Source organism: Kribbella sp. NPDC048928, assembly GCF_043197975.1.
Taxonomy (GTDB): Bacteria; Actinomycetota; Actinomycetes; order Propionibacteriales; family Kribbellaceae; genus Kribbella.
In genome coordinates, this window is sequence record NZ_JBICUC010000007.1 from 431910 (window position 1) to 452894 (window position 20985).

18 protein-coding genes are annotated in these 20985 nt (G+C 69.3%); 13 read left to right on the top strand and 5 right to left on the bottom strand.

What is annotated here, in order from left to right:
• Nucleotides 1-332 precede the first annotated feature (332 nt).
• On the top strand, nt 333-1133 hold the full coding sequence (locus ACGFI6_RS30305; protein WP_393124520.1) for an MBL fold metallo-hydrolase: 801 nt from the start codon (nt 333-335) through the stop codon (nt 1131-1133).
• Between the two features lie 7 nt (nt 1134-1140).
• Here ACGFI6_RS30305 and ACGFI6_RS30310 read toward each other — a convergent pair whose 3' ends face one another.
• Nucleotides 1141-1875 carry a GNAT family N-acetyltransferase gene (locus ACGFI6_RS30310; RefSeq protein WP_393124522.1) on the bottom strand — a complete coding sequence of 245 codons (735 nt, stop codon included), beginning with the start codon at nt 1873-1875 and terminating at the stop codon, nt 1141-1143.
• 55 nt (nt 1876-1930) lie between these two features.
• Nucleotides 1931-3316: a PLP-dependent aminotransferase family protein gene (locus ACGFI6_RS30315; RefSeq protein ID WP_393124524.1), complete on the bottom strand. Its 1386-nt coding sequence runs from the start codon at nt 3314-3316 to the stop codon at nt 1931-1933.
• An 85-nt stretch (nt 3317-3401) separates the two neighbouring features.
• Between ACGFI6_RS30315 and ACGFI6_RS30320 the strand changes: the two genes are divergently transcribed.
• Both ACGFI6_RS30320 and ACGFI6_RS30325 read left to right on the top strand, forming a co-directional pair.
• The gene (locus tag ACGFI6_RS30320) at nt 3402-4688 is read left to right on the top strand and encodes an FAD-binding oxidoreductase (RefSeq protein ID WP_393124525.1); all 1287 of its coding nucleotides are present in this window, start codon (nt 3402-3404) and stop codon (nt 4686-4688) included.
• A gap of 7 nt (nt 4689-4695) precedes the next feature.
• Complete coding sequence (locus ACGFI6_RS30325) at nt 4696-5196, top strand: tetratricopeptide repeat protein (protein ID WP_393124527.1); 501 nt, start codon at nt 4696-4698, stop codon at nt 5194-5196.
• Here ACGFI6_RS30325 and ACGFI6_RS30330 read toward each other — a convergent pair.
• The 3 genes from ACGFI6_RS30330 to nhaA form a co-directional block, all read right to left on the bottom strand.
• Entirely contained in the window at nt 5193-6035 is an 843-nt protein-coding gene (locus tag ACGFI6_RS30330; protein WP_393124529.1) for an SAM-dependent methyltransferase, read from the bottom strand. The genes ACGFI6_RS30325 and ACGFI6_RS30330 overlap by 4 nt on opposite strands.
• 104 nt (nt 6036-6139) lie before the next feature.
• Nucleotides 6140-6604, bottom strand: coding sequence for a rhodanese-like domain-containing protein (locus ACGFI6_RS30335; protein WP_393124530.1), 465 nt, complete (start codon nt 6602-6604; stop codon nt 6140-6142).
• Nucleotides 6605-6693: 89 nt separating this feature from the next.
• Nucleotides 6694-8574, bottom strand: coding sequence for a Na+/H+ antiporter NhaA (nhaA, locus tag ACGFI6_RS30340; RefSeq protein WP_393124532.1), 1881 nt, complete (start codon nt 8572-8574; stop codon nt 6694-6696).
• Nucleotides 8575-8692: 118 nt separating this feature from the next.
• On the opposite strand from nhaA, the gene ACGFI6_RS30345 reads away from it, so the two are divergent.
• The 10 genes from ACGFI6_RS30345 to ACGFI6_RS30390 all read left to right on the top strand — a co-directional run bounded on the left by ACGFI6_RS30345 (nt 8693) and on the right by ACGFI6_RS30390 (nt 20975).
• A complete protein-coding gene (locus ACGFI6_RS30345; RefSeq protein ID WP_393124534.1) occupies nt 8693-9391 on the top strand; it encodes a GAF and ANTAR domain-containing protein in 699 nt (232 codons plus the stop codon).
• A gap of 147 nt (nt 9392-9538) precedes the next feature.
• Entirely contained in the window at nt 9539-10684 is a 1146-nt protein-coding gene (locus ACGFI6_RS30350) for an ROK family protein (protein ID WP_393124536.1), read from the top strand.
• Between the two features lie 144 nt (nt 10685-10828).
• Entirely contained in the window at nt 10829-11965 is a 1137-nt protein-coding gene (alr, locus tag ACGFI6_RS30355) for an alanine racemase (RefSeq protein ID WP_393124538.1), read from the top strand.
• Nucleotides 11962-12927, top strand: coding sequence for a D-alanine--D-alanine ligase (locus tag ACGFI6_RS30360; protein WP_393124540.1), 966 nt, complete (start codon nt 11962-11964; stop codon nt 12925-12927). The genes alr and ACGFI6_RS30360 overlap by 4 nt, the downstream gene beginning before the upstream one ends.
• Nucleotides 12924-13559 (top strand): M15 family metallopeptidase, encoded by a 636-nt coding sequence (locus ACGFI6_RS30365; RefSeq protein WP_393124542.1) that lies wholly within the window; start codon nt 12924-12926, stop codon nt 13557-13559. Before ACGFI6_RS30360 ends, ACGFI6_RS30365 begins: the two co-directional genes overlap by 4 nt.
• 1027 nt (nt 13560-14586) lie before the next feature.
• Nucleotides 14587-15069, top strand: coding sequence for an NAD(P)H-dependent oxidoreductase subunit E (locus ACGFI6_RS30370; protein ID WP_393124544.1), 483 nt, complete (start codon nt 14587-14589; stop codon nt 15067-15069).
• Nucleotides 15070-15164: 95 nt separating this feature from the next.
• Nucleotides 15165-16640 (top strand): NADH-ubiquinone oxidoreductase-F iron-sulfur binding region domain-containing protein, encoded by a 1476-nt coding sequence (locus tag ACGFI6_RS30375; protein ID WP_393124546.1) that lies wholly within the window; start codon nt 15165-15167, stop codon nt 16638-16640.
• Complete coding sequence (fdhF, locus tag ACGFI6_RS30380) at nt 16637-19459, top strand: formate dehydrogenase subunit alpha (RefSeq protein WP_393124548.1); 2823 nt, start codon at nt 16637-16639, stop codon at nt 19457-19459. The genes ACGFI6_RS30375 and fdhF overlap by 4 nt, the downstream gene beginning before the upstream one ends.
• Complete coding sequence (locus tag ACGFI6_RS30385) at nt 19456-19674, top strand: formate dehydrogenase subunit delta (RefSeq protein ID WP_393124550.1); 219 nt, start codon at nt 19456-19458, stop codon at nt 19672-19674. Before fdhF ends, ACGFI6_RS30385 begins: the two co-directional genes overlap by 4 nt.
• On the top strand, nt 19671-20975 hold the full coding sequence (locus ACGFI6_RS30390; RefSeq protein ID WP_393124552.1) for a molybdopterin molybdotransferase MoeA: 1305 nt from the start codon (nt 19671-19673) through the stop codon (nt 20973-20975). Before ACGFI6_RS30385 ends, ACGFI6_RS30390 begins: the two co-directional genes overlap by 4 nt.
• Nucleotides 20976-20985: the final 10 nt, after the last annotated feature.

Sequence of the window (20985 nt, forward strand, 5' to 3'; positions counted from 1 at the left end):
ATATTCGACAGGCGGTCGGCGGCTCACCTTGACTGGGGGTCCAGTCGAGCAGAGGAGACAGCGTGAAGGTGAGTCGGAGAGGGATGCTGGCGGGCGCGGCGGCGGCCGGCGCCGCGGGTGTGGTCGGAGCGATCGGACTCGAGGGGCAGAGCGACGCAGCAATCACGCAATCAGCCGGCACAGCCAGGTCGGGCGGAGCAGGCGGAGCGGCCGGGTCAGGCGGAGCAGGCGGAGCGGCTGGATCGGGCGGAGCAGGCGGAGCAGGCGGAGCAGGCGGAGCGGCTAGATCGGGCGGAGCAGGCAGGGGCGAGGGCCGGGCGGTCCGGGAGCCGGTGGAGCTGACGTGGTTCGGTACGCACGCGTGGCAGCTCCGCTGTGGGAAGAGCGTCGTCCTGACCGACCCGTGGCTGACCCGCTTCAAGACCGGGACGTTCACCCCTGAGGGCGCCGACCCGAAAACCAAGCTCGTGATCAAGCCAGAGGTGATCGACAAGCACCTGAGCACCGCCGACGCGATCCTGGTCCACCACGGACACTACGACCACATGACCGACGTCCCGTACGTCGCGAAGAAGACGCAGGCGACCGTCCTCTGCACCGAGACGCACGCGAACCTGCTGCGCGCGATGAAGACGCCGAACGAGGTGCTCTCACCGGTCCGCGGCGGCGAGTACCTGCCGTTCGACGGCTTCACGATCGAGGTGTTCCCGTCGCTGCACTCCTGCAGCGGCAAGCGGCACGCGTACGCATACCCGGGTTACCGGTACGAAGTGCCGCCGCGGCCCCGGGTGATCGAGGACCTGGTCGAGGGCGGCACGCTCGCGTTCGTGATCACGATCGGCGGCCTGCGGATCCTCAGCCTGAGTACGGCGAACTTCGACCCGAACGCGCTCCGCGATCTGCAGGTCGACGTGGTGTTCGCGGCGCCGGGCGGCGAGCCGGGCATCACCGACCGCCTGTTGCAGACGATCAAGCCGGTACGGAAGGTGATCGCCACGCACTGGGACGACTTCGACAAGCCGCTCGACGACCCTGGTGTCCCGTGGACCGATCTCGCTCCGCTCCGGGCATCGGTGGAGAAGACCGGCGCCGAGCTGATCGTCCTCGATCACCTGCAGAAGGTCACGCTTTGACAGAAGGTCACGCTTTGACGCGGTAGTGGTAGCGCGAGACGGTCTGGAAGCCGAGGTGGTCGTACAGCCTGCGGGCCGGCTCGTTACTCTCCAGGACGCTCAGCCAGACCCACTCGGTCGTTGCCGCCTGCAACAAACCGCGGATGATCGCGGAGCCGAGGCCCTGGCGGCGGAAGCGTTCGTCGACGGCGAGGCAGTACAGCCCTGCCGTGTCGTCGACGAGCGCGAGCCGGCCGATCGCCTTCGCCTGCAGGCCGTCCGGGACGGTCGCGTAGAGCGCCTTCCCGCGGGCCAGGATCTGCGCCGCAGCAGCGCGCGTCTCGATGCCGCCGCGACCGTCGACATTCCACCAGCAATCCATCCAGCTCTCGGACGGCGTGCTGGAAATATTCACCTCAACGTCGGCCGCCGGCAGCTTCGCCAGTACGTCGGTGGTCGCGGCGCACTGCACCAGCGTCGGGTTGCGCACGGCGTACCCATGCGCTTCCAGGTACGTGTCCAGGTCGCTCGGTTGCACCGCGGAGCTGATCTGGAACGACGGCGCAATGTCCTGCGCCGCGTACAGATTTTCCACGTATTCCAAGGCTTTGCTGAGATCGAACGGCGCGCTCTTCGGCAGCACCGAGTTGGCTCGCAGGGTGACGCCGGCGTTGTGGCGGACCAGCCAGCCGTCCAGCTCGGTGCTGTGTGCGGCAGGCCAGCCCTGGTTCATCAACGAGTCCATCTGCGCTGCGGCGATCATTCCGCCAAGCGTAGAACCAGCCGGATCGAATTGCAATCGAATGGATAGTTATTCACTAGGAGCGGATCGCCGCCACCACGTCCGCGAGCAGATCGATGCCCTCGACAACTTCCGCGCGGCTCAGTGATCCGTAGCCGAACACCAGCCCGGCCGGCCCGTTCCCGCCGACCCAGTACGGCGCCAGCCCGTACACCCCGAGCCCACGCTCCAGCGCCGCCGCCCGCAGCTCGTTCTCCGCGAGATCCGGCGGCAGCCACGTCAGCACATGCAGGCCGGCCGACACCCCGACCGGCTTCAGCTCCGGCAGCCGCGCCGCGAGCCGCTCGACGAGCGTGTCCCGCAGCGTCCGGTACCGCGGCCGCATCCGCCGCAGGTGCCGGTCGAACTCGCCGCGCGCCACGAAGTCCGCGAAGGCCAACTGGTCGAACACCGGCGACCCGCGATCGTCCATCAGCTTCGCCTCCGCCATCGGCTCGACCAGCGACGGCGGCAGGACCAGCCACCCCAGCCGCAGCCCCGGCGCCAGCGTCTTCGACGCGGTCCCGGCGTACGCGACCCGATCCGGCGCCAGCCCCTGCAGCGCGCCGATCGGCTCCCGGTCGTACCGGTACTCCGCGTCGTAGTCGTCCTCGATCACCAGCCCGCCCCACGCCGCTAGCGCTGCTCGCGTCTCCGCCGAAGCCACCGCGCCCGTCGGGAACTGGTGTGCAGCAGTGACGAGTACGACGTCAGCGCCGGAACGCTCCAAGGCGCCCACGTCGATCCCGCTGTCGAGCATCGGTACGCCGACCACCTGCAGCCCGGCCGCTTTCGCAACATCGCGCAGGTCGTTGTCGGACGGATCCTCCACCGCAAGACACCGGCGCCCCTGCGCCGCCAGCACCTGCAGCAAGAGCCGCGAGCCTTGCGCGAACCCGTTGCAGATCAACATGTTCTCCGGCCGCGCTGCCGTACCGCGAACCCGGTTGAGGTAGTCCGACAGCGCGGTCCGCAGCTCGATCGTCCCGCGACCATCGATGTAGGCCAGGCTGCGGTACGGCGTCTCGTTCAGCACCCGGCGTACCGATCGGAGCCAGGCGGCGCGCGGGAACTGGGACACGTCCGGACGGCTGTAGCGGAAGTCGATCCGGGGCGGACCGGTCGGTGTCTTCGGAGCGGCCGTCGGCTCGACCACGGTGATGTCGGCCACCTGTGTGTACCCGCCGCCGCGGCTGATCAGGTAGCCCTCGGCGACGAGTTGCTGGTACGCCTCGACGACCACGCCGCGGGACAGGCCGAGGTCCTGCGCGAGCGCCCGCGTCGACGGCATCACGGTCTCGGCGCGCAGCAGTCCGGCCCGGATCCGGGTCCGGATGCCGCTCTCGAGCTGCTGGTGCAACGGCACACCGTTCTCACGGTGCAGCTCGACCAGGAGCTCGCCGGTTCCGGAACTGGTCCTCATTCGGCTCACGGAACTGGACCTTATCGACGGACCGCTGCGCTGTCAGGCTCATAAGCCACACCGATCCACCAGGGAGTTGACCACGATGACCGAACTGCTGCGGACCGGCGACGCCGGCTACGACGAGGCCCGCACCGTCTGGAACGCGATGATCGACCGGCGCCCGGCCGCGGTCGCACGGTGCTCGACCACCGCGGAGGTGGTGGACGCGATCCGCTACGGCCAGGAGCACGACCTGGAGATCGCGGTCCGCTGCGGCGGGCACAGCATCGCCGGGCACGCGGTACCGGAGGGCGGGCTGATGATCGACCTGACGCCGATGAACGCGGTCCGGGTGGATCCGGTCGCGCGGCGCGCCTGGGTGCAGGGCGGCGCGATGCTCGGCGAGCTGGACAAGGCTGCGCAGGAACATGGCCTGGCGACCACGGCCGGGAACGTCTCGCACACCGGCGTCGGCGGGCTGACGCTCGGCGGCGGGATGGGTTGGCTGGCGCGGCGCTTCGGGCTGGCGTGCGACAACGTCATCTCGTACGAGGTCGTGACCGCGGACGGTTCCGTGGTGCGGGCGAGCGCGGACGAGAACGCCGAGCTGTTCTGGGGCCTGCGGGGCGGCGGCGGGAACTTCGGGGTCGTCACCTCGTTCGAGTTCCAGCTGCACGAGATCGGGACGCGAGCGCTGATAGTCGAGGTCACGTACGCCGCGGACGGCGCTTTCGATGCGCTGCGGGGCTGGCGGGAACTGAACGCCGACGCGCCGCGGGAGGCGACCTTCACTGCGTACATCTCCGGCGACACCGTCACACTCGGGTACATCTGGGTCGGCGACGGTGGGTACGACCTGCTGCCGGCTTTCCGCGCACTCGGAACGGTCACGGGCGAGGTCGTCGAGGAGACCACGTACCTGAAGCTGCAGACGCGCGACGACAACGTGCAGGGGCACCGCTTCCGGCGGTACTGGAAGGGGCACTACTTCAAGTCGCTGCCGGACGAGGCGCTGCTAGCACTGCTACGCAACCCGGGCGTCGGCGCGAGCCTGCAGGCGTACGGTGGCGCGATCGCGGACGTACCGGACGAGGCGGCTGCGTTCAGCCATCGCGACACGCTGTTCGAGCTGGTGACCGCGATGCGCTGGGAGGACCCGGCGGAGGACGAGACGTGGATCGGCACGTTGCGCGAGTACGCCGCGACGCTGGCGCCGTACGCGAGCGGTGCGTACCTGAACACGCTCAACGGCGACCCGATCCAGCGTGCCTTCCCGCCCGCGAAGCTGGACCGCCTGACCGCGCTCAAGACGACGTACGACCCGGGCAACGTCTTCCACCTGAACCAGAACATCACGCCTGCCGTGCTCGACGGGACCGGCGCGGCATGATGGGGGTGTGACAACCGAACTGACGCCGGAGCTCGCTGCGACGATCGAGGAAGGGTTCGCGCGGCGGGATCGGGCGAACATGGGGCCGACGATCGCCTTCTTCGAGAAGCTGCTGAGCGAGCACCCGGACAACCCGTACGTGCTGTACGAGGTCGGCGGGTCGTACGACACCGCCGGGCTCGAGGAGAAGGCGATCGGCTATTACGAGCGTGCGCTGCCCGGGCTGAGCGGGGAGACGCGGCGCAAGTGCCTCCTGCAGTACGGCAGCACGCTGCGCAACCTGGACCGGTTCGACGAGTCGCTCGCGCTGTTCAAGAAGGCCTGCGCGGAGTACCCGGAATCGGACTCGCTCCGGGTCTTCAAGGCGCTCACGCTGCACGCCGCCGGACAGCACGACAAGGCGCTCGCGACGCTGCTGCTGGTGATCGCGGACAAGGTCGACTCCGCCGAGATCAAGCGCTACGAAGCCGCCATCCGCGGCAACGCCGACTACCTGGCCAACCTCTAACGCTTACGTCCGACGCCGCCGTAGATGGCGTCGCGGACCCCGGCCTCGGGTTCTTCCTCGGGCCGGCCGCCGGGCACGTGCCAGTCGACCAGACGCACGACGCCCGGCTCGAGGATCTCCATCTCACCGAACAGCGACGAGATCTCCTCGACGGTCCGGAACGCCAGCGTCGGGAACGCGTGTCTGACCTTGTCGGCCAGCTCGGTCACCAGCACGTCGACGGGACCGCCGTCCCCCGGGTTGCAGGCGTGCGTGATCGCCAGGAAGGACCCGGGCGGCAGCGCGTCGACGTACTCCCGGGCGATCTCGCGGGTCTGCTCGTAGTCGGCGATGTGGTGCAGCATCAGCGCCATCACCAGCGCGACCGGCTCGCCGGGAGCCAGCAGCTGCCTGATCGCCGGGTCGGCGAGCACGTCGGCCGGCTTCGTCAGGTCGGCCGCGACGAAGCGCGTCCGGTCGTTGTCGAGCAGCAGCGCCCGCCCGTGCGCGACCACCGACGGGTCGTTGTCGACGTACACGACCTCAGAGGCCGGCTTCACCCGCTGGGCGATCTGGTGGGTGTTCTCCGCGGTCGGCAGCCCGGAGCCCGCGTCGATGAAGCGCCGGACGCCGCGGTCCTCGGCCAGCCAGGTGACGACGTCCTTGAGCCAGCGCCGGTTGGCGCGCGCCCACTCCGGGGCCTCCGGCGCGATCTTCATGATCTGCCGGTACAGCTCCCGGTCGGCCTCGTAGTTGTCCTTGCCACCGAGGAAATAGTCGTAGACCCGGGCGACGCTGGGTCTGGTGGTGTCGATCCCGTGCGCGACCAGCCCGGTGTCGTACGTCGGCTGATCGGTCACACCGTCTCCTCACGTCGCAGGTCCCTACGAGCCTAACCTACAGAGAGTCAGCGTTTCAGCACCGCGAGTTTAATCTGTGTAAAACCTCAACATTCACAGGGGTTTCAGCACGCGCACGCCACACCGCGAGGCGCCACCAGCGGGTCGGACTCGCGGCGCTCGACGCCGTCCGCGGTCTCGATCGGGCCGCCTTCACGCACCCAGTACTCGAACCCGCCGATCATCTCCTTCACCGGGTATCCCAGCTTGGCAAACCCCAGCGCGGCCTGCGTCGCGCCGTTGCACCCGGGACCCCAGCAGTACGTCACCACTGTGGAGCCGGGCGGTACGACCTCCGCGGCCGTCTGCTCCGTGATGTCGGGATGCGGCAGGTGGATCGCACCGGGCAGGTGACCCTGGTCCCAGCTCGCCTGGCTGCGGCTGTCGATCAGCACCCAGCCGGTCGCGCCGGCGCCGATGTCCGCGGCGACGTCGGCCGCGTCCACCTCGAACGACAACCGGCCGGCGAAGTGCGCCACGGCGGCGTCCGGTGCGGCGGCAGCGGTCCGCAGTACGGCGGAGGTCTTCATCTGGTGCTCCTTCAGGATCGGGGAGCCACCAGCGTCAGGGTTCGAGCCGGTACGGCAACAGTGGCAGGAATGCCCTAGTACATCAAGATTCAGCCACGGGTGATCTTGGCCCGCGCCCGCGCCACCTTGATCGCCTGCTTGAGCGTCTCGACGTCGTACGCCCCGTAGTGGCGCTGCCCGTTCACGAAGAAGGTCGGCGTACCGGACACGCCGCTGGTGTCCGCCGACTCGACGTCCTGCGCGACCCGGGCCGCCGCGACGTGCCGCTTCACCTCGTCGTGCACCCGATCGGTGTCCAGGCCGAGCTGCTCCGCGTAGCCGATCAGGTCCTTCGGCTCCAGGTCCTGCTGGTTCGCGAGCAGCAGGTCGTGCATCTCCCAGAACGCTCCCTGGGCGGCTGCCGCCTCCGCGACCTCGGCCGCAATCTGCGCCTGCGGGTGGACGTCGGACAGCGGCAGGTGCCGCCAGACGTAGCGCAGGTCGTCGTCGTGCAGCAGGTCGCGGACCACCGGCTCGGCCAATCCGCAGTACGGGCACTCGAAGTCGCCGTACTCGACCAGCGTCACCGACGCCGTGTGCGGACCGCGGATGTGGTCACGCTCCGGATCGACCGGGTCGGTCAGGTCAACGAGTTGCTCCGCGTCGCCGAGCAGCGCCATCGCCTTCTTCGCCGGCGAGAGCAGCTTGGCCGCGCGGAACACCACCCAGGTGATGGCCGAGGCCACGATCACCGCGGACAGCAGACCGACCTTCGCCTCGGCCAGCTGCGTACCGTCGAACGCGATGGTTGCAATCAGCAACGAGACGGTGAAGCCGATGCCGGCGATCGTCCCGCTGCCGAGGACCGCGGCCCAGCCCACGCCCGGGCGGATCCGGCCGCCGCTGAGGCGTTCGAGCAGCCAGGACACCGTGGTCACCGCCAACGGCTTGCCGACCACGTACCCGAGCAGGATGCCGAGCGTGATCGGCGACGTGAACGCGTGCGCCAGGAACTTCCCGTCGATCGCGACGCCGGCGTTCGCGAGGCCGAAGAGCGGGACGATCAGGTAGCTCGTCCACGGGTGGTACAGGTACTGGAGGCGTTCGTTCGGCGAGATCGTGGTGGTCAGGCCGACGGTCGCGGAGCGCGCCAGCTCAGGCGTCGGCTGCTCGCGGAACAGCCGGAACAGCCCGGTCGCCTCCTCGAGCTCCTCCCGACCGGGCGAGTACGCCGGCGCGGTCAGCCCGATCGCGAGACCGGCGACGACCGGGTCGACGCCGCTCTTCAGGAGCGCGGCCCACATCAGTACGCCGAGGAAGACGTAGATCCAGGCCTTGCGGACCCGGAGCACCGATAGCACCAGGACCAGGACGAACGCGACGATCGCCGGCACCAGCGGCATCAGCTCGACGTCCTCGCTGTACACGACCGCGATCACGACCAGCGCGAGCAGATCGTCCACCACGAACACGGTCAGCAGGAACACCCGCACCCGGTCCGGTACGCCCCGGCCGACCAGCGCGAGCAGACCGAGCGCGAGTGCTGTGTCCGTCGACATCGCGACGCCCCACCCGTGCGCCCCCGATCCGCCGGCGTTGAACGCCAGGTAGATCAGCACCGGCGCGATCATCCCCGCGATCCCGGCGAGCATCGGCAGCACGAACCGGGTCCGGTCCCGCAGGTCCCCGAGGTCGAACTCCCGCCGCGCCTCCAGCCCGACGACCAGGAAGAACAGCGTCATCAGCCCGCTGTTGATCCACTCGCGCAGATCCAGGCTCAGCTCGTCGTGGCCGAGCGCGATCGACAGATCGGTCCGCCAGACGTCGTCGTACAGCCCCGGGGCCACGTTCGCCCAGACCAGCGCGACGACGATCGCCGCCGCCAGAACACCTGAACTCCCCGCCTCGGTCCGCAGGAACGCCCGCAACGGCGCCGCGAACTCCCGCCGCCAGTCGGTCCGCCCACCCAACAGACCAGCCACGTCCGCCATACCCCGAACTCTAGTCTGTGAACCTCGGGATGTTGGTTTCCTGGGTCGGCTACCACTCGGGCGCGGTTGGGCTGCATGATGTGCGTGCCCTACTGCAGTCCATGCCCTGGAGATTCCAGTGACCGAGCCCGATCTCGACAAACCGGCGGACACGTTCGCGCGGCTGGCGATCGAGCTGCACGATGCGCCTGGCGTCGATGAGACGATCGATGCTGTTGTGCAGTTCGCCCAGCAGGCGCTGAGTTGCACGTACGCCGGCGTGGCGCTGTACACCCGCGGTTCGCAGGCAGAGATCGCTGCCGTGACCGACCCGGTCGTGACCACGTTCTACGAGCTGCAGATCAGCACGGAGAGTGGTCCACTCATCACTGCGCTGCGGGACCGCAGTACGGTCCTGATCGGCGACACCGGTACGGACGACCGCTGGCCGGACCTCGGCGTCAAGGTCGCCGAGCTCGGGATCCGGAGCGTTCTCGACGTACCGCTCGCGACCGGTGACGCAGCGCGACGTACGGTCGGCGTCCTCGGGCTGTACAGCTCGGAGCCGGACGCGTTCACGACCGACGACGAGGAGATCGCGCAGATCCTCGCGCAGCACGCGTCGGTCGCGGTGGCGTCCGCGCGGCACGAGGAGACGATGGCGCAGGCGGTCGACGCGCGGAAGCTGGTCGGCCAGGCGATGGGCATCCTGATGGAACGCTTCGACGTGGACGGCGATCGTGCGTTCGCGATCCTGAAGCGCTACTCGCAGGACACCAACACCAAGTTGCGGGACGTCGCGCAGCAGCTCATCGACACCCGCAAGCTCCCGCACTGAGCAAATCTGACACCGTTGTCCTGGTCCGGGTGGTGGCGATCCGTTGCATACTGCGAGGTGAGCCTGGCGCCGGGACTTGTGCGGCCAGTACCGCGGACCGGGTCACGTCCCGGCGTCACAAGCCCGGGTAACGCGTAATCTGGCGTCATGGGTGGGTGGCAGCCGTTGGCGGGGCCCTCGCGGCAGGTGGCGTTGGAGATCCTGCTGGACGGGCCGTTGTCGCGTGCCGAGCTGTCCCGTCGCGTGGGGCTGTCGCCCGGCAGCCTGACCCGGTTGACGAAGCCGATGGTCGAGTCCGGCCTACTCGTCGAGGTCGAGGGCGGTCCCACGGATGCCCGCGTCGGCCGCCCGTCGCAGCCGCTCGACCTCGACTCCAACGCCCATCATTTCGTCGGGATCAAGCTCACGGCCGACTCCGCGATCGGCGTCCTCACGACGCTGCGCGCCGACGTACTCGCAAGCATCGAGCGCCCGATCACCGACCCGACGCCGTCCGCGGTCGCCGATCTGGTGCTCGAGCTCACCGACGAGCTGGCGGTACAGGTCCCTCGTGGTACGCCGATCAGCGGGCTCGGGGTCTCGCTCGGCGGTCGGGTCGCGAACCGTACCGAGGTCCGCTGGGCGCCCTACCTGAACTGGGTCGACGTACCGTTCGGCGAGCTGCTCGCCGCGCACACGAGCGTCCCGACCGTGATCACCAACGACCTGACCTCGCTGGTCGAGGCCACCCACTGGTTCGGCGCCGGCCGGAACTCGGACCGCTTCGTCCTGCTCACGATCGGCGCCGGCGTCGGGTACGGGCTGGTGGTCCACAACCGGGTGGTCGACAGCCCGGACGTCACGCTCGGCCTGATCGGCCACCACCCGTTGCTCCCGGACGGCCCGCTCTGCGACCGCGGGCACCGCGGCTGCGCGATCAGTCTGCTGACGGTCCGGGCGATCACGGACCAGGTCGGTACGGCGCTCGGGCGGCCGGTCGAGTACGACGAGGCGCTCGACCTCGCTGCCAAGGGTGATCCGGCCGCGCGGGAGGTGGTCGGCCGCGCCGGTCGCGCCCTCGGCAAGCTGATCGCGGCGTCGATGAACTTCACCACGCCGGAGCTCGTCGTCCTCGGCGGTGAAGGCGTTCGGCTCGCCGAGGTCGCCCACGAGGACCTGCTCGCCGGACTGCACGCGGACCGGCACCCGTCGGCCGCCGAGCTCCCGATGGTGCTGCAGCCCGCCGACTTCGGCGAATGGGCCCGCGGCGCCGCCGTGGTCGCCATCCAGACCTTCGTCCTCGGCACCGAATAACTCGGCTCACGCGGATAGTTCGACGATGCGGGCGATCTCATTCGACTGGATGAGGGCCGTCATACCATGGTCGTAGACGTCGCCGGAGCACATCGTTCTGCGCTCCGATGACCGCGATCGTTGCCGGAAACAACAATGACTGGTATGTACCTCGTCCAGTCCCACCACCGCCCGGAGACACGTGGGATCGCCGGTCTGTCGGAGGCGGTCGTCGACCTGTCGGCCGTCCGCGACAACGTTCGGAAATTCCAAGAACGTATTCCGCAGCAGGTGATGGCGGTCGTCAAGGCGGACGCGTTCGGCCACGGCGCCGTACCGGTCGCCCGCGCGGCCCTGGAGGCCGGCGCGACCTGGCTCGGCGTCGCGCACGCCGACGAAGCGCTCCAGTTACGCGCGGCCGGCCTGCGCGTACCGATCCTGGCCTGGCTGTACGACGCCGCGGAACTGATGCTGCTCGGCGATGTCGACGTGGACGTCAGCGTCTCGACCGTCGCCGAACTCCAACGCGTCGTCTCCACCCCGTCCGTCCACTACGTGCACCTCAAGCTGGACACCGGTTTGCACCGGTCCGGCAGTGCACCTGACCAGTGGATCGAACTCACCCGAACGGCGGCGCACTACGAGGCGCTCGGCGCCGTCACGGTCCGCGGGATCTGGTCGCATCTCTCACACGGCAGCTCCGCCGACGCCGTCCAGAGCACGCGGCAACTCCAGCTCCTGCGGACCGGGGTGAGTCTCGCGCGGCGGGCCGGGCTCCGTCCCAGCGTCGTACATCTCACCAACTCCGCCGGCGTACTCACCCTCGACGCACCCGACACCGACCTGGCCCGGATCGGAGCCGGTCTGTACGGGATCGACGAGCTGGGTATCGGGCTGCGCCCCGCGATGCGGCTGGTGAGCAAGCTGACCCAAGTACGCCGGATCCGTGCGGGCGAAGGGGTTTCGTACGGGCACGACTTCGTCGCCGACCGGGACACCACGATCGGCCTGGTCCCGCTCGGGTACGCCGACGGTGTACCGCGGGTCGCCGCCCAGCACGCGGGCGTGCAGTGCCACGGCGTACGGATGCCGATCATCGGACGCATCGCGATGGACCAGTTCGTCGTCGACGCGGGCGACCGCGCGGTCGAACCGGGCGCACCGGTCACGATCTTCGGCGACGGTACGGCCGGCGAACCGACCGCCGCCGACTGGGCGGACTGGGCCGGGACGATCCCCCACGAAATCTACTGCGGCATCGGCAGCAGGGTGCCGCGCCGTTATGAGGAGAGCGAACGATGAAGGTCGCAGTCGTGATGGGTGGCGCCAGCCCGGAGCACCAGGTATCGGTTGCCAGCGGCAAGGGAATCGTCAAGGCGGTCGAGCTTCTCGGCCACACAGCGATTCCGCTGGTGATCGATGCTGCGGGCAACTGGCAGGACGGGCAGCACGAGGCGATCGAGATCCTGCAGGCGTGCGACGTCACGATCCCGGCCCTGCACGGCGAGGGCGGCGAGGACGGCAGCCTGCAAGGGTTCTTCGAGCAGCTGCACATCCCGTACGTCGGAAGCGGCGTCGCGGCCAGCGCCGTCGGGCTGGACAAACACCTGACCAAAGCGATCCTGAAGGCGCACGGCATCCCGGTCACACCCGGCGTCACGTTACGCGGCACCGAACTGACCGACACCGAAGCGATGCTGCAGCAGCTGAAGGTGACTGGTCTGGACTTCCCGCTGTTCGTGAAGCCGGCGAACGGCGGTTCGAGCTTCGGCGTCACCCGCGCGACAAACCTTTCGTCGCTCCTCGCTGCGGTCGCGGAAGCCGCCGCGCTCGATCCGCAGGTCCTGGTCGAACGCGAGATGCTCGGCCGCGAGATCGACCTTGCGGTGCTGGAATTCCCGGACGGGCGGGTCGAGACGGCGCCGGCGCTGGAGATTCATCCCGACCCGGCGCAGCCGTTCTTCAACTCCACCGCGAAGTACGGCAGCAGTTCGACGCGGTTCGACGTACCGGCACCGATCGATCCGGAGCTGGCCGTACGGCTGAGCAATACCGCGATCCAGGTCTTCGAGGTCCTCGGCTGCGCGGGACTGGCGCGCGTGGACTTCTTCGTACCGCGCGACGGCGAGCCGGTGGTGAACGAGATCAACACGTTCCCGGGATTCACGCCCGCGTCGCAGTTCCCGCGGATGTGGGCGGCGGCCGGCCTCTCGTACGCCGAGGTCGTCGACACCCTGATCCGTACGGCGATGGCGCGCGGATGACCGTACTGCTCAGCGACGACCGGATCACCAGCATCCCCGCGATCGAGAACGGCGAGCCGCTGGTCGACCTGTGCACACGGGACCTGTTGACGACCGGGCGGCAGTTCGCTCGTGAAGGTGTGGCCGATCGGCTCGCGCTGGCGGACGCGTTCCTGCCCGTCGGTGTCCGGCTGCACATCGTCGAGGGGCTGCGTCCGGTCGAGAGCCAGCAGGAGATCTACGACGGGTACTGCGCCGAGCTCGAGCGGCTGCACCCCGGCATCGCGGAACCCGATGTCCGCGTACTGGCCAGCCGGTTCGTGTCACCGATCGAGGTCGCCCCGCACGTCGCCGGCGCGGCGGTCGACCTGACGCTGATCGGCGCGCACGGCCCGCTCGACCTCGGTACGCCGATCGACGCCACCCCCGAGCAGAGCGACGGCGCCTGCTTCTTCGCCGCCACCAGCATCTCCCGCGAGGCCCGAACAAACCGCGCCCTGCTCGCCGACGTACTCACCGCCGCCGGCCTGGTCAACTACCCCACCGAGTGGTGGCACTGGTCCCACGGCGACCGCTACTGGGCCTACACCACCAACCACCCCACAGCCCTCTATTCCCCACCAACCCCCCAAACCAACCCGCCCCACCCCTAACCACCCTGACCGCATGCCCAGCTCAGGGGGTTGACCTCTCGTGCGCGCAGGTCCGCACGCCGCGCCGCGGTGGCTTCTCGTGCCAGTTCGACAGGTAGAGCACCTCGAGACACCGTACGCAAAATGCACAGTCACGCTCAGGTGCACTACCCACCAGCCCGACACGTCCTGTCGAGCAGCAGCTCACCAGACCCGAGCCAGCCCGCCGTCCCCCTCAAGCCCCCCCCGCCCCCCGCCCCACCCCGCCCCTCCCACCGCATGACCGACAGACCGGTTATCCCCTCGCGTTGAGGGTTCTCTACTGGTGTGCGAACGAAGAACCCCCAAGAGCAGCGGATATCCACCCCTTCCAGCGCATCTGTTTCGAGCGCAACTGTGGGTGTGCGCCCTGCCGGCCCTCGACCTGTCGACCCGCCGTGCGGCAGTTACCCACGCTTTGTCGAGTCGTGGAGTTTGGCGGCGAAATGCGCCCCGCTGCAGCCTCGATCCACGACTCGGCGATCCAGGGTCCAGCCAAACACCACGACTCGCCGCAATCGAGAGGGCACGGGTGCCGGTGGTGGGCTTGGGGGGCTCGGGATGGAGTCGGTGGGGCCGGGGATGGGCGTGGTGGGGTCGGGGTGGGGTCGGTCGGCTCGGGGGTGGGCCGATGGGCGCGGGGTGGGCGCGGTCGGCTCGGGATGGGCCGGCGGTGGGCTCCGGGGGGCTTGGGGGGGTTCGGGGATGGAGTCGGTGGGGCCAGGGATGGGCGCGGTGGCGCCGGGTGCGGGCGCGGTGGGGCCGGGTGCGGGCGCGGTGGGGCCGGGTGCGGGCGCGGTGGGGCCGGGTGCGGGCGCGGTGGGTCGGGGTGGGTTCGGTCGACTCGGGGTGCGGCCGGCGGTGGGCGCGGGGTGGGGTCGGTCGGCTCGGGGGTGGGGCCGGTGGTGGGCGCGGGGGTGAGGCTGTGGGGTTGTTGATAGGTGGTGGCTATTAGGTGATAGGTAGCGTTGCTTTGACTGGGCGGGATTGGCGACGGAATGTTGTATACATGACGAGTGAGGTCGTGGCTGTTGCCCCTGCCCGTGCGCAGCGCGTGCGGGAGATCACCGAGGAACTCCGCGGTCTGCGGGGCGCCCTGATACCGATCTTGCACGCGGTGCAGGAGGAGCTCGGGTACGTCGATCAGCCGGACGTCGCGGTGATCGCCGATGTCCTGAACATCGCGGTCGCCGAGGTGCACGGCGTGGTCACGTTCTACAAGGACTTCCGGCGTGCGGCGCCTGGACGTACGACGGTGGCGATCTGCCAGGCCGAGGCCTGCCGCGCGGTCGGCGCGGTCGAGCTCGCCGAGCATGCGAAACAGTCCATCGGTTGTCCGTTCGGCGAGACGACGCCCGACGGCCGCATCACTCTCGAAGAGATCTACTGCTTCGGCAACTGCGCCCTCGGCCCGACGGTCCAAGTCGCCGGCAAACTCCACGGCCGCGTAACCCCCACCCGCCTGGACGCCCTCCTCGGAGAGACCCGATGACCACTCCCTACACCCCTTCCGCGCGGCCGACTTCGTCCAGCACTTCCGCCGCGCCTACGCGTGTGTATGTGCCGGTCGACTCTGCTGCTCGGTCTGTGGGGGCGGATGAGGTTGCCGAGCGGATCAGTGCAGCCGGGGTCGAGGTCGTACGGACCGGGTCTCGCGGGATGTTGTGGCTCGAGCCGTTGGTGGAGGTGGAGACGGCTGCCGGGCGCGTCGGGTACGGGCCGGTCGCACCCGAGGACGTGGACGGGCTGATCGCGGCCGGGATGCTGCGAGGCGAAGGCGGCAGCGACGGACTCGGGCTCGGGCTGGTCGAGGAATTGCCGTGGATGAAACGCCAGCAGCGGTTGACGTTTGCGCGGGTCGGCGTCGTCGATCCCCAATCGACTGACGACTACGAGGCGTACGGCGGACTCGCAGGTCTTCGCGCAGCGTTGAGCATGGAGCCGAATGACGTGGTCGAGGCCGTCGTCGACTCGGGGCTGCGTGGGCGTGGTGGCGCCGGCTTCCCGACCGGGATCAAGTGGCGGACCGTACTGAACGCGGCCGCCGACCTGAAGTTCGTCTGCTGCAACGCGGACGAGGGGGACTCCGGTACGTACGCGGACCGGATGCTCATCGAGGGCGACCCCTTCACGCTCATCGAGGGCATGACTATCGCCGCGTACGCCGTCGGTGCCGCGGAAGGGTACGTGTATCTGCGCTCGGAGTACCCGGACGCCGTCGCCACGCTCAAGGCGGCGATCGAGCATGCACGCGGCGTGGGCTGGTTGGGGCCGGACATCCTCGGCTCAGGGTTCGGCTTCGACCTGCACGTCCGCGTCGGCGCCGGCGCCTACATCTGCGGCGAGGAAACCTCCATGCTGGAGAGCCTGGAGGGCAAGCGCGGCATGGTCCGCGCCAAGCCCCCGATCCCTGCACTGGAAGGGCTTTTCGGCCGTCCGACGATCGTCAACAATGTGTTGTCGTTGGCAACGGTTCCGACGATCCTGGCGCACGGCGCGGCGGCGTACACGGCGTACGGGACCGGGCGCTCGCGAGGGACCAGCGTCTTCCAGCTCGGCGGGAACGTGGCGCGTGGCGGCATCGTGGAGACCGCGTTCGGCATCTCGCTCGGCGAGCTGGTGAACGACTTCGGCGGCGGTACGTCCTCGGGTCGCCCCGTCCGCGCCGTCCAGGTCGGCGGGCCGCTCGGTGCGTACCTGCCGGTCGAGCAGTTCGACCTGCCGATGGACTACGAGGCGTTCGCCGCGGCCGGTGCGATGGTCGGGCACGGCGGGATCGTGGTGTTCGACGAGAGCGTGAACATGGCTTCGATGGCACGGTTCGCGTTCGAGTTCTGCGCCGCCGAGTCGTGCGGCAAGTGCACGCCGTGCCGGGTCGGCGCGACCCGCGGGGTCGAGACGATCGACCGGATCGTGGCCGGGACCGAACGCGACAAGAATCTCGTGGTCCTCGAGGACCTGTGTGAACTGATGACCGACGGCTCGCTGTGTGCGATGGGCGGTCTCACCCCGATGCCAGTCCGCAGCGCCGTCCGCCATTTCGGAGAGGACTTCACCGTATGACGCTCCTGAAGGAACCAGACTTCGGTACGCCGGCCCGCGCCGGTGCCGCAACCGTCTCGCTCACGATCGATGGTGTGACCCTCAGAGTGCCACCCGGTACGTCGGTGATGCGGGCCGCGAAGGAAGCGGGCGTCGACGTACCGAAGTTGTGTGCGACCGACAACCTGGAGGCGTTCGGTTCCTGCCGGCTGTGCGTGGTCGAGATCGACGGTGTCAAAGGCACTCCGGCCTCCTGTACGACGCCGGTCGCCGACGGCATGGTGGTCCGTACGCAGAACGAGCGTCTCGGGAAGCTCCGCCGCGGTGTGATGGAGCTGTACATCTCCGACCACCCGCTCGACTGCCTGACCTGCTCCGCGAACGGGGACTGCGAACTGCAGGACATGGCCGGTGTCACCGGGCTGCGCGAGGTCCGCTACGGCTCCGGCGTCGAGGCCGGCGCGAACCACATGGACCTGCCGACCGACACCTCCAACCCGTACTTCGACTTCGAGGCGTCCAAGTGCATCGCCTGCTCGCGGTGCGTCCGCGCGTGTGACGAAGTACAGGGAACCTTTGCACTCACGATCGAGGGGCGCGGGTTCGAGTCGAAGGTCGCGGCCGGTGCTGGTGGGTCGTTCTTCGACTCCGACTGTGTGTCGTGCGGGGCGTGCGTCCAGGCTTGTCCGACCGCGACGCTCGAGGAGAAGACCGTCGTCGAGCTCGGGATGCCGACGCGGACCGTGCTCACCACGTGCGCGTACTGCGGGGTCGGCTGCTCGTTCAAGGCCGAGCTGCGCGGTGACGAGCTGGTCCGGATGGTCCCGTACAAGAACGGCGGGGCGAACGAGGGGCACTCGTGTGTGAAGGGCCGGTTCGCGTTCGGGTACGCGAGCCACCCGGACCGGGTGCTCGAGCCGATGGTGCGGAACACGATTTCCGACGACTGGCAGACGGTGTCCTGGGACGAGGCGATCGCGTTCACCGCACGCCGGCTGCTGGAGATCCAGCAGCAGCACGGTCAGGGCTCGATCGGCGCGATCACGTCCTCGCGGACCACGAACGAAGAGGTGTACGCGGTCCAGAAACTGGTGCGTGCCGGTTTCGGAAACAACAACGTCGACACCTGCGCCCGGGTCTGCCACTCGCCGACCGGGTACGGGCTGAAGCAGACCTTCGGGGAATCGGCCGGAACCCAGGATTTCCGTTCCGTCGACGCCTCCGACGTGATCCTGGTGATCGGGTCGAACCCGACCGACGCGCACCCGGTGTTCGGGTCCCGGATGAAGCAGCGGATCCGGCAGGGCGCCAAGCTGATCGTGATCGACCCGCGCCGGATCGACCTGGTCCGCTCGCCGCACGTCGAGGCGGCGCACCACCTGGAGCTCCGGCCGGGGACGAACGTCGCGATCATCAACGCGCTCGCGCACGTGGTGGTGACCGAGGGCCTCGTCGACCGGGAGTTCGTGAACAGCCGGTGTGAGGACTTCGAGACCTGGGAGTCGTTCATCGCCCAGCCGGAAAACAGCCCGGAAAGTGTTGCGGAAATTTCCGGCGTACCGGCGGAAGAGATCCGCGAGGCGGCCCGGCTGTACGCCACCGGCGGCAACGCGGCGATCTACTACGGCCTCGGCGTCACCGAGCACAGCCAGGGCTCCACGATGGTGATGGGCATGGCCAACCTGGCGATGGCGACCGGCAACATCGGCCGGCCGGGCGTCGGCGTGAACCCGATGCGCGGACAGAACAACGTGCAGGGATCCTGCGACATGGGCTCGTTCCCGCACGAGCTGCCCGGGTACCGGCATGTCTCCGACGACGACGTCCGCGGCATCTACGAGCACCTCTGGGGTACGCCGATCCTGAACGAGCCCGGCCTGCGGATCCCGAACATGTTCGACGCGGCGATCGACGGATCGTTCCGGGCGCTGTTCGTGCAGGGCGAGGACATCGCCCAGTCGGACCCGAACACGCAGCACGTCTTCGCCGCCCTCGGCGCGCTGGACCTGCTCGTCGTCCAGGACCTGTTCGTCAACGAGACCGCGAAGTTCGCGCACGTGCTGTTGCCGGGGACCTCGTTCCTGGAGAAGGACGGCACGTTCACGAACGCGGAGCGCCGGATCAACCGGGTGCGGCCGATCATGGCGCCGCAGACCGGCAAGCAGGAGTGGGAGATCGTTTGCGAGATCGCGCAGGCGATGGGCTACCCGATGCACTACGACTCGGCCGCACAGATCATGGACGAGATCGCGATCACCACGCCGACGTTCAACGGCGTCTCGTTCGCCAAGCTCGACGAGCTCGGGTCGATCCAGTGGCCGTGCAACGTGGAGCACCCGTCCGGTACGCCGATCATGCACGAGGACGAGTTCACCCGCGGCAAGGGACGGTTCATGGAGACCGTGTACGTGCCGACGTCGGAGCGGTCGACGCGGAAGTTCCCGTTGATCCTGACGACCGGGCGGATCCTCTCGCAGTACAACGTCGGCGCGCAGACCCGGCGGACCGCGAACGTCGCCTGGCATGCGGAGGACGTGCTTGAGATCCATCCGCACGACGCGGAGGTGCGCGGCGTGACCGACGGGGACCTGGTGGCGCTGTCGAGCCGGGTCGGGCGGACGGAGTTGCGCGCGAAGATCTCCGACCGGATGCCCGTCGGCGTCTGCTACACCACGTTCCACCACCCGGTGAGCGGGGCGAACGTCGTCACCACGGACAACTCGGACTGGGCCACCAACTGCCCCGAGTACAAGGTCACCGCGGTCCAGGTCGACCTCGTACCGCATCCGAGCGCCGAAGACGCCACCCGCGAGCCCGTAGTTGCCGGAGGCAATCGATGAGCGGCGGCGTACCGCCACATGTCCGGCTGGTGAACGAGATCGCGGCCCAGTTCGCCCACCGCGCCCCCGCGGACGCGGCCACCGCGATCGCGAACCACGTCAAGGCGACCTGGGATCCGCGGATGACCAAGGCCCTGATCAGCCACGCCAACTCGGGCGCCACTGACCTCGACCCGGCCGCAGCACTCGCCGCCCAGAAACTCCAAACCCTATGACCCAAGCGCCTCCGGATCGGGCCCAGCCCACCTCGACGGAGCAGGGTCGGTTCGACAAGGCGGGGTGTGTCGGGGAGGGTGTGCCTGTGGAGGACGGGCCAGGGCACACACCTACCGACAGCCGTGGCCTTCGGTCGCGGGGAGATGCGGTCGCGTGGGATGTTGCGCGCCGGCTGGCTCATGCGGTCGCGCGGCCTCCGGCCGTGGTCTCGCGAGCGCTGAGCGAGGCCGACGGGTGTGTTTTGGGTACGCCCTTGGTGTCGCCGGTCGCGGTACCGCCCGTGGATCGATCCGCGATGGACGGGTACGCGGTCCGCGGCGCCGGCCCGTGGCGGGTGATCGGGCACGTGGAGGCGGGCGCGCCAGATCCTGGAGTGCTCGAGGACGGTCAGGCGACCGGCATCGTGACGGGTGCTGCGGTACCGGCCGGCGCGACCTCTGTGGTGCGGTCCGAGGACGCGGTTGTCGCCGGTGATCGTTTGGAAGGGCCGTCGGACGAAGGGCGGCACATCCGTCGTACGGGCGAGGAATGCCGCCCCGGCGATCAGCTGCTCGCGGCGGGCATCGTCGTCGGTCCGGCCGTACTAGGACTGGCCGCGACCGTCGGGCTCAACCGCCTCACGGTCGTTCCACCGCCCACGGTCGCAGCCCTCATCACTGGCGACGAACTGGTCCACCGTGGTCCGTCCACCTCCGGCCGCGTCCGCGACGCCATCGGGCCGATGCTGCCCGGGCTCATCACCCGCGCCGGTGCCCACAACGGCGTCCATCAGTATCTGCCAGATTCACGGGACGAGTTGATCGCGGCGCTGAGTGCGGCGCAGGGCGAGCTCGTTCTGGTGTCCGGATCGTCCGCGGCAGGTCCTGCCGATCACCTTCGGCCGGCGCTCACCGCGCTCGGGGCCGAGCTGATCGTCGACGGGGTCGCCTGCCGTCCGGGGCATCCGCAGGCTCTCGCTCAGCTGCCCGACGGACGGCTGGTGCTCGGTCTGCCTGGCAATCCGTTCGCGGCGCTCGTCGCGTTCCTCACGCTCGGCGTCGCGGCCATCAGCCGACTGCGCGGACTCCCGTTGCCCGAGCTCGCGCACATCGCCGTACCGGGCGGAATCCCGTGTCACCCCACCAGCACGCGGCTCGTCCCGGTTCGCCTCACCCCGCAAGGTGCCGTACCGGTCGGCCATGGCGGCGCCGCCATGCTCCGCGGCCCCGCAACCGCCGACGCCCTCGCGGTCGTAGCGCCCGGGCCCGCCGAAGCGATCGCCGCGCGCCTCCTCCCCATCACCCCGGGACCCCACTCATGAGCGGGAGAGG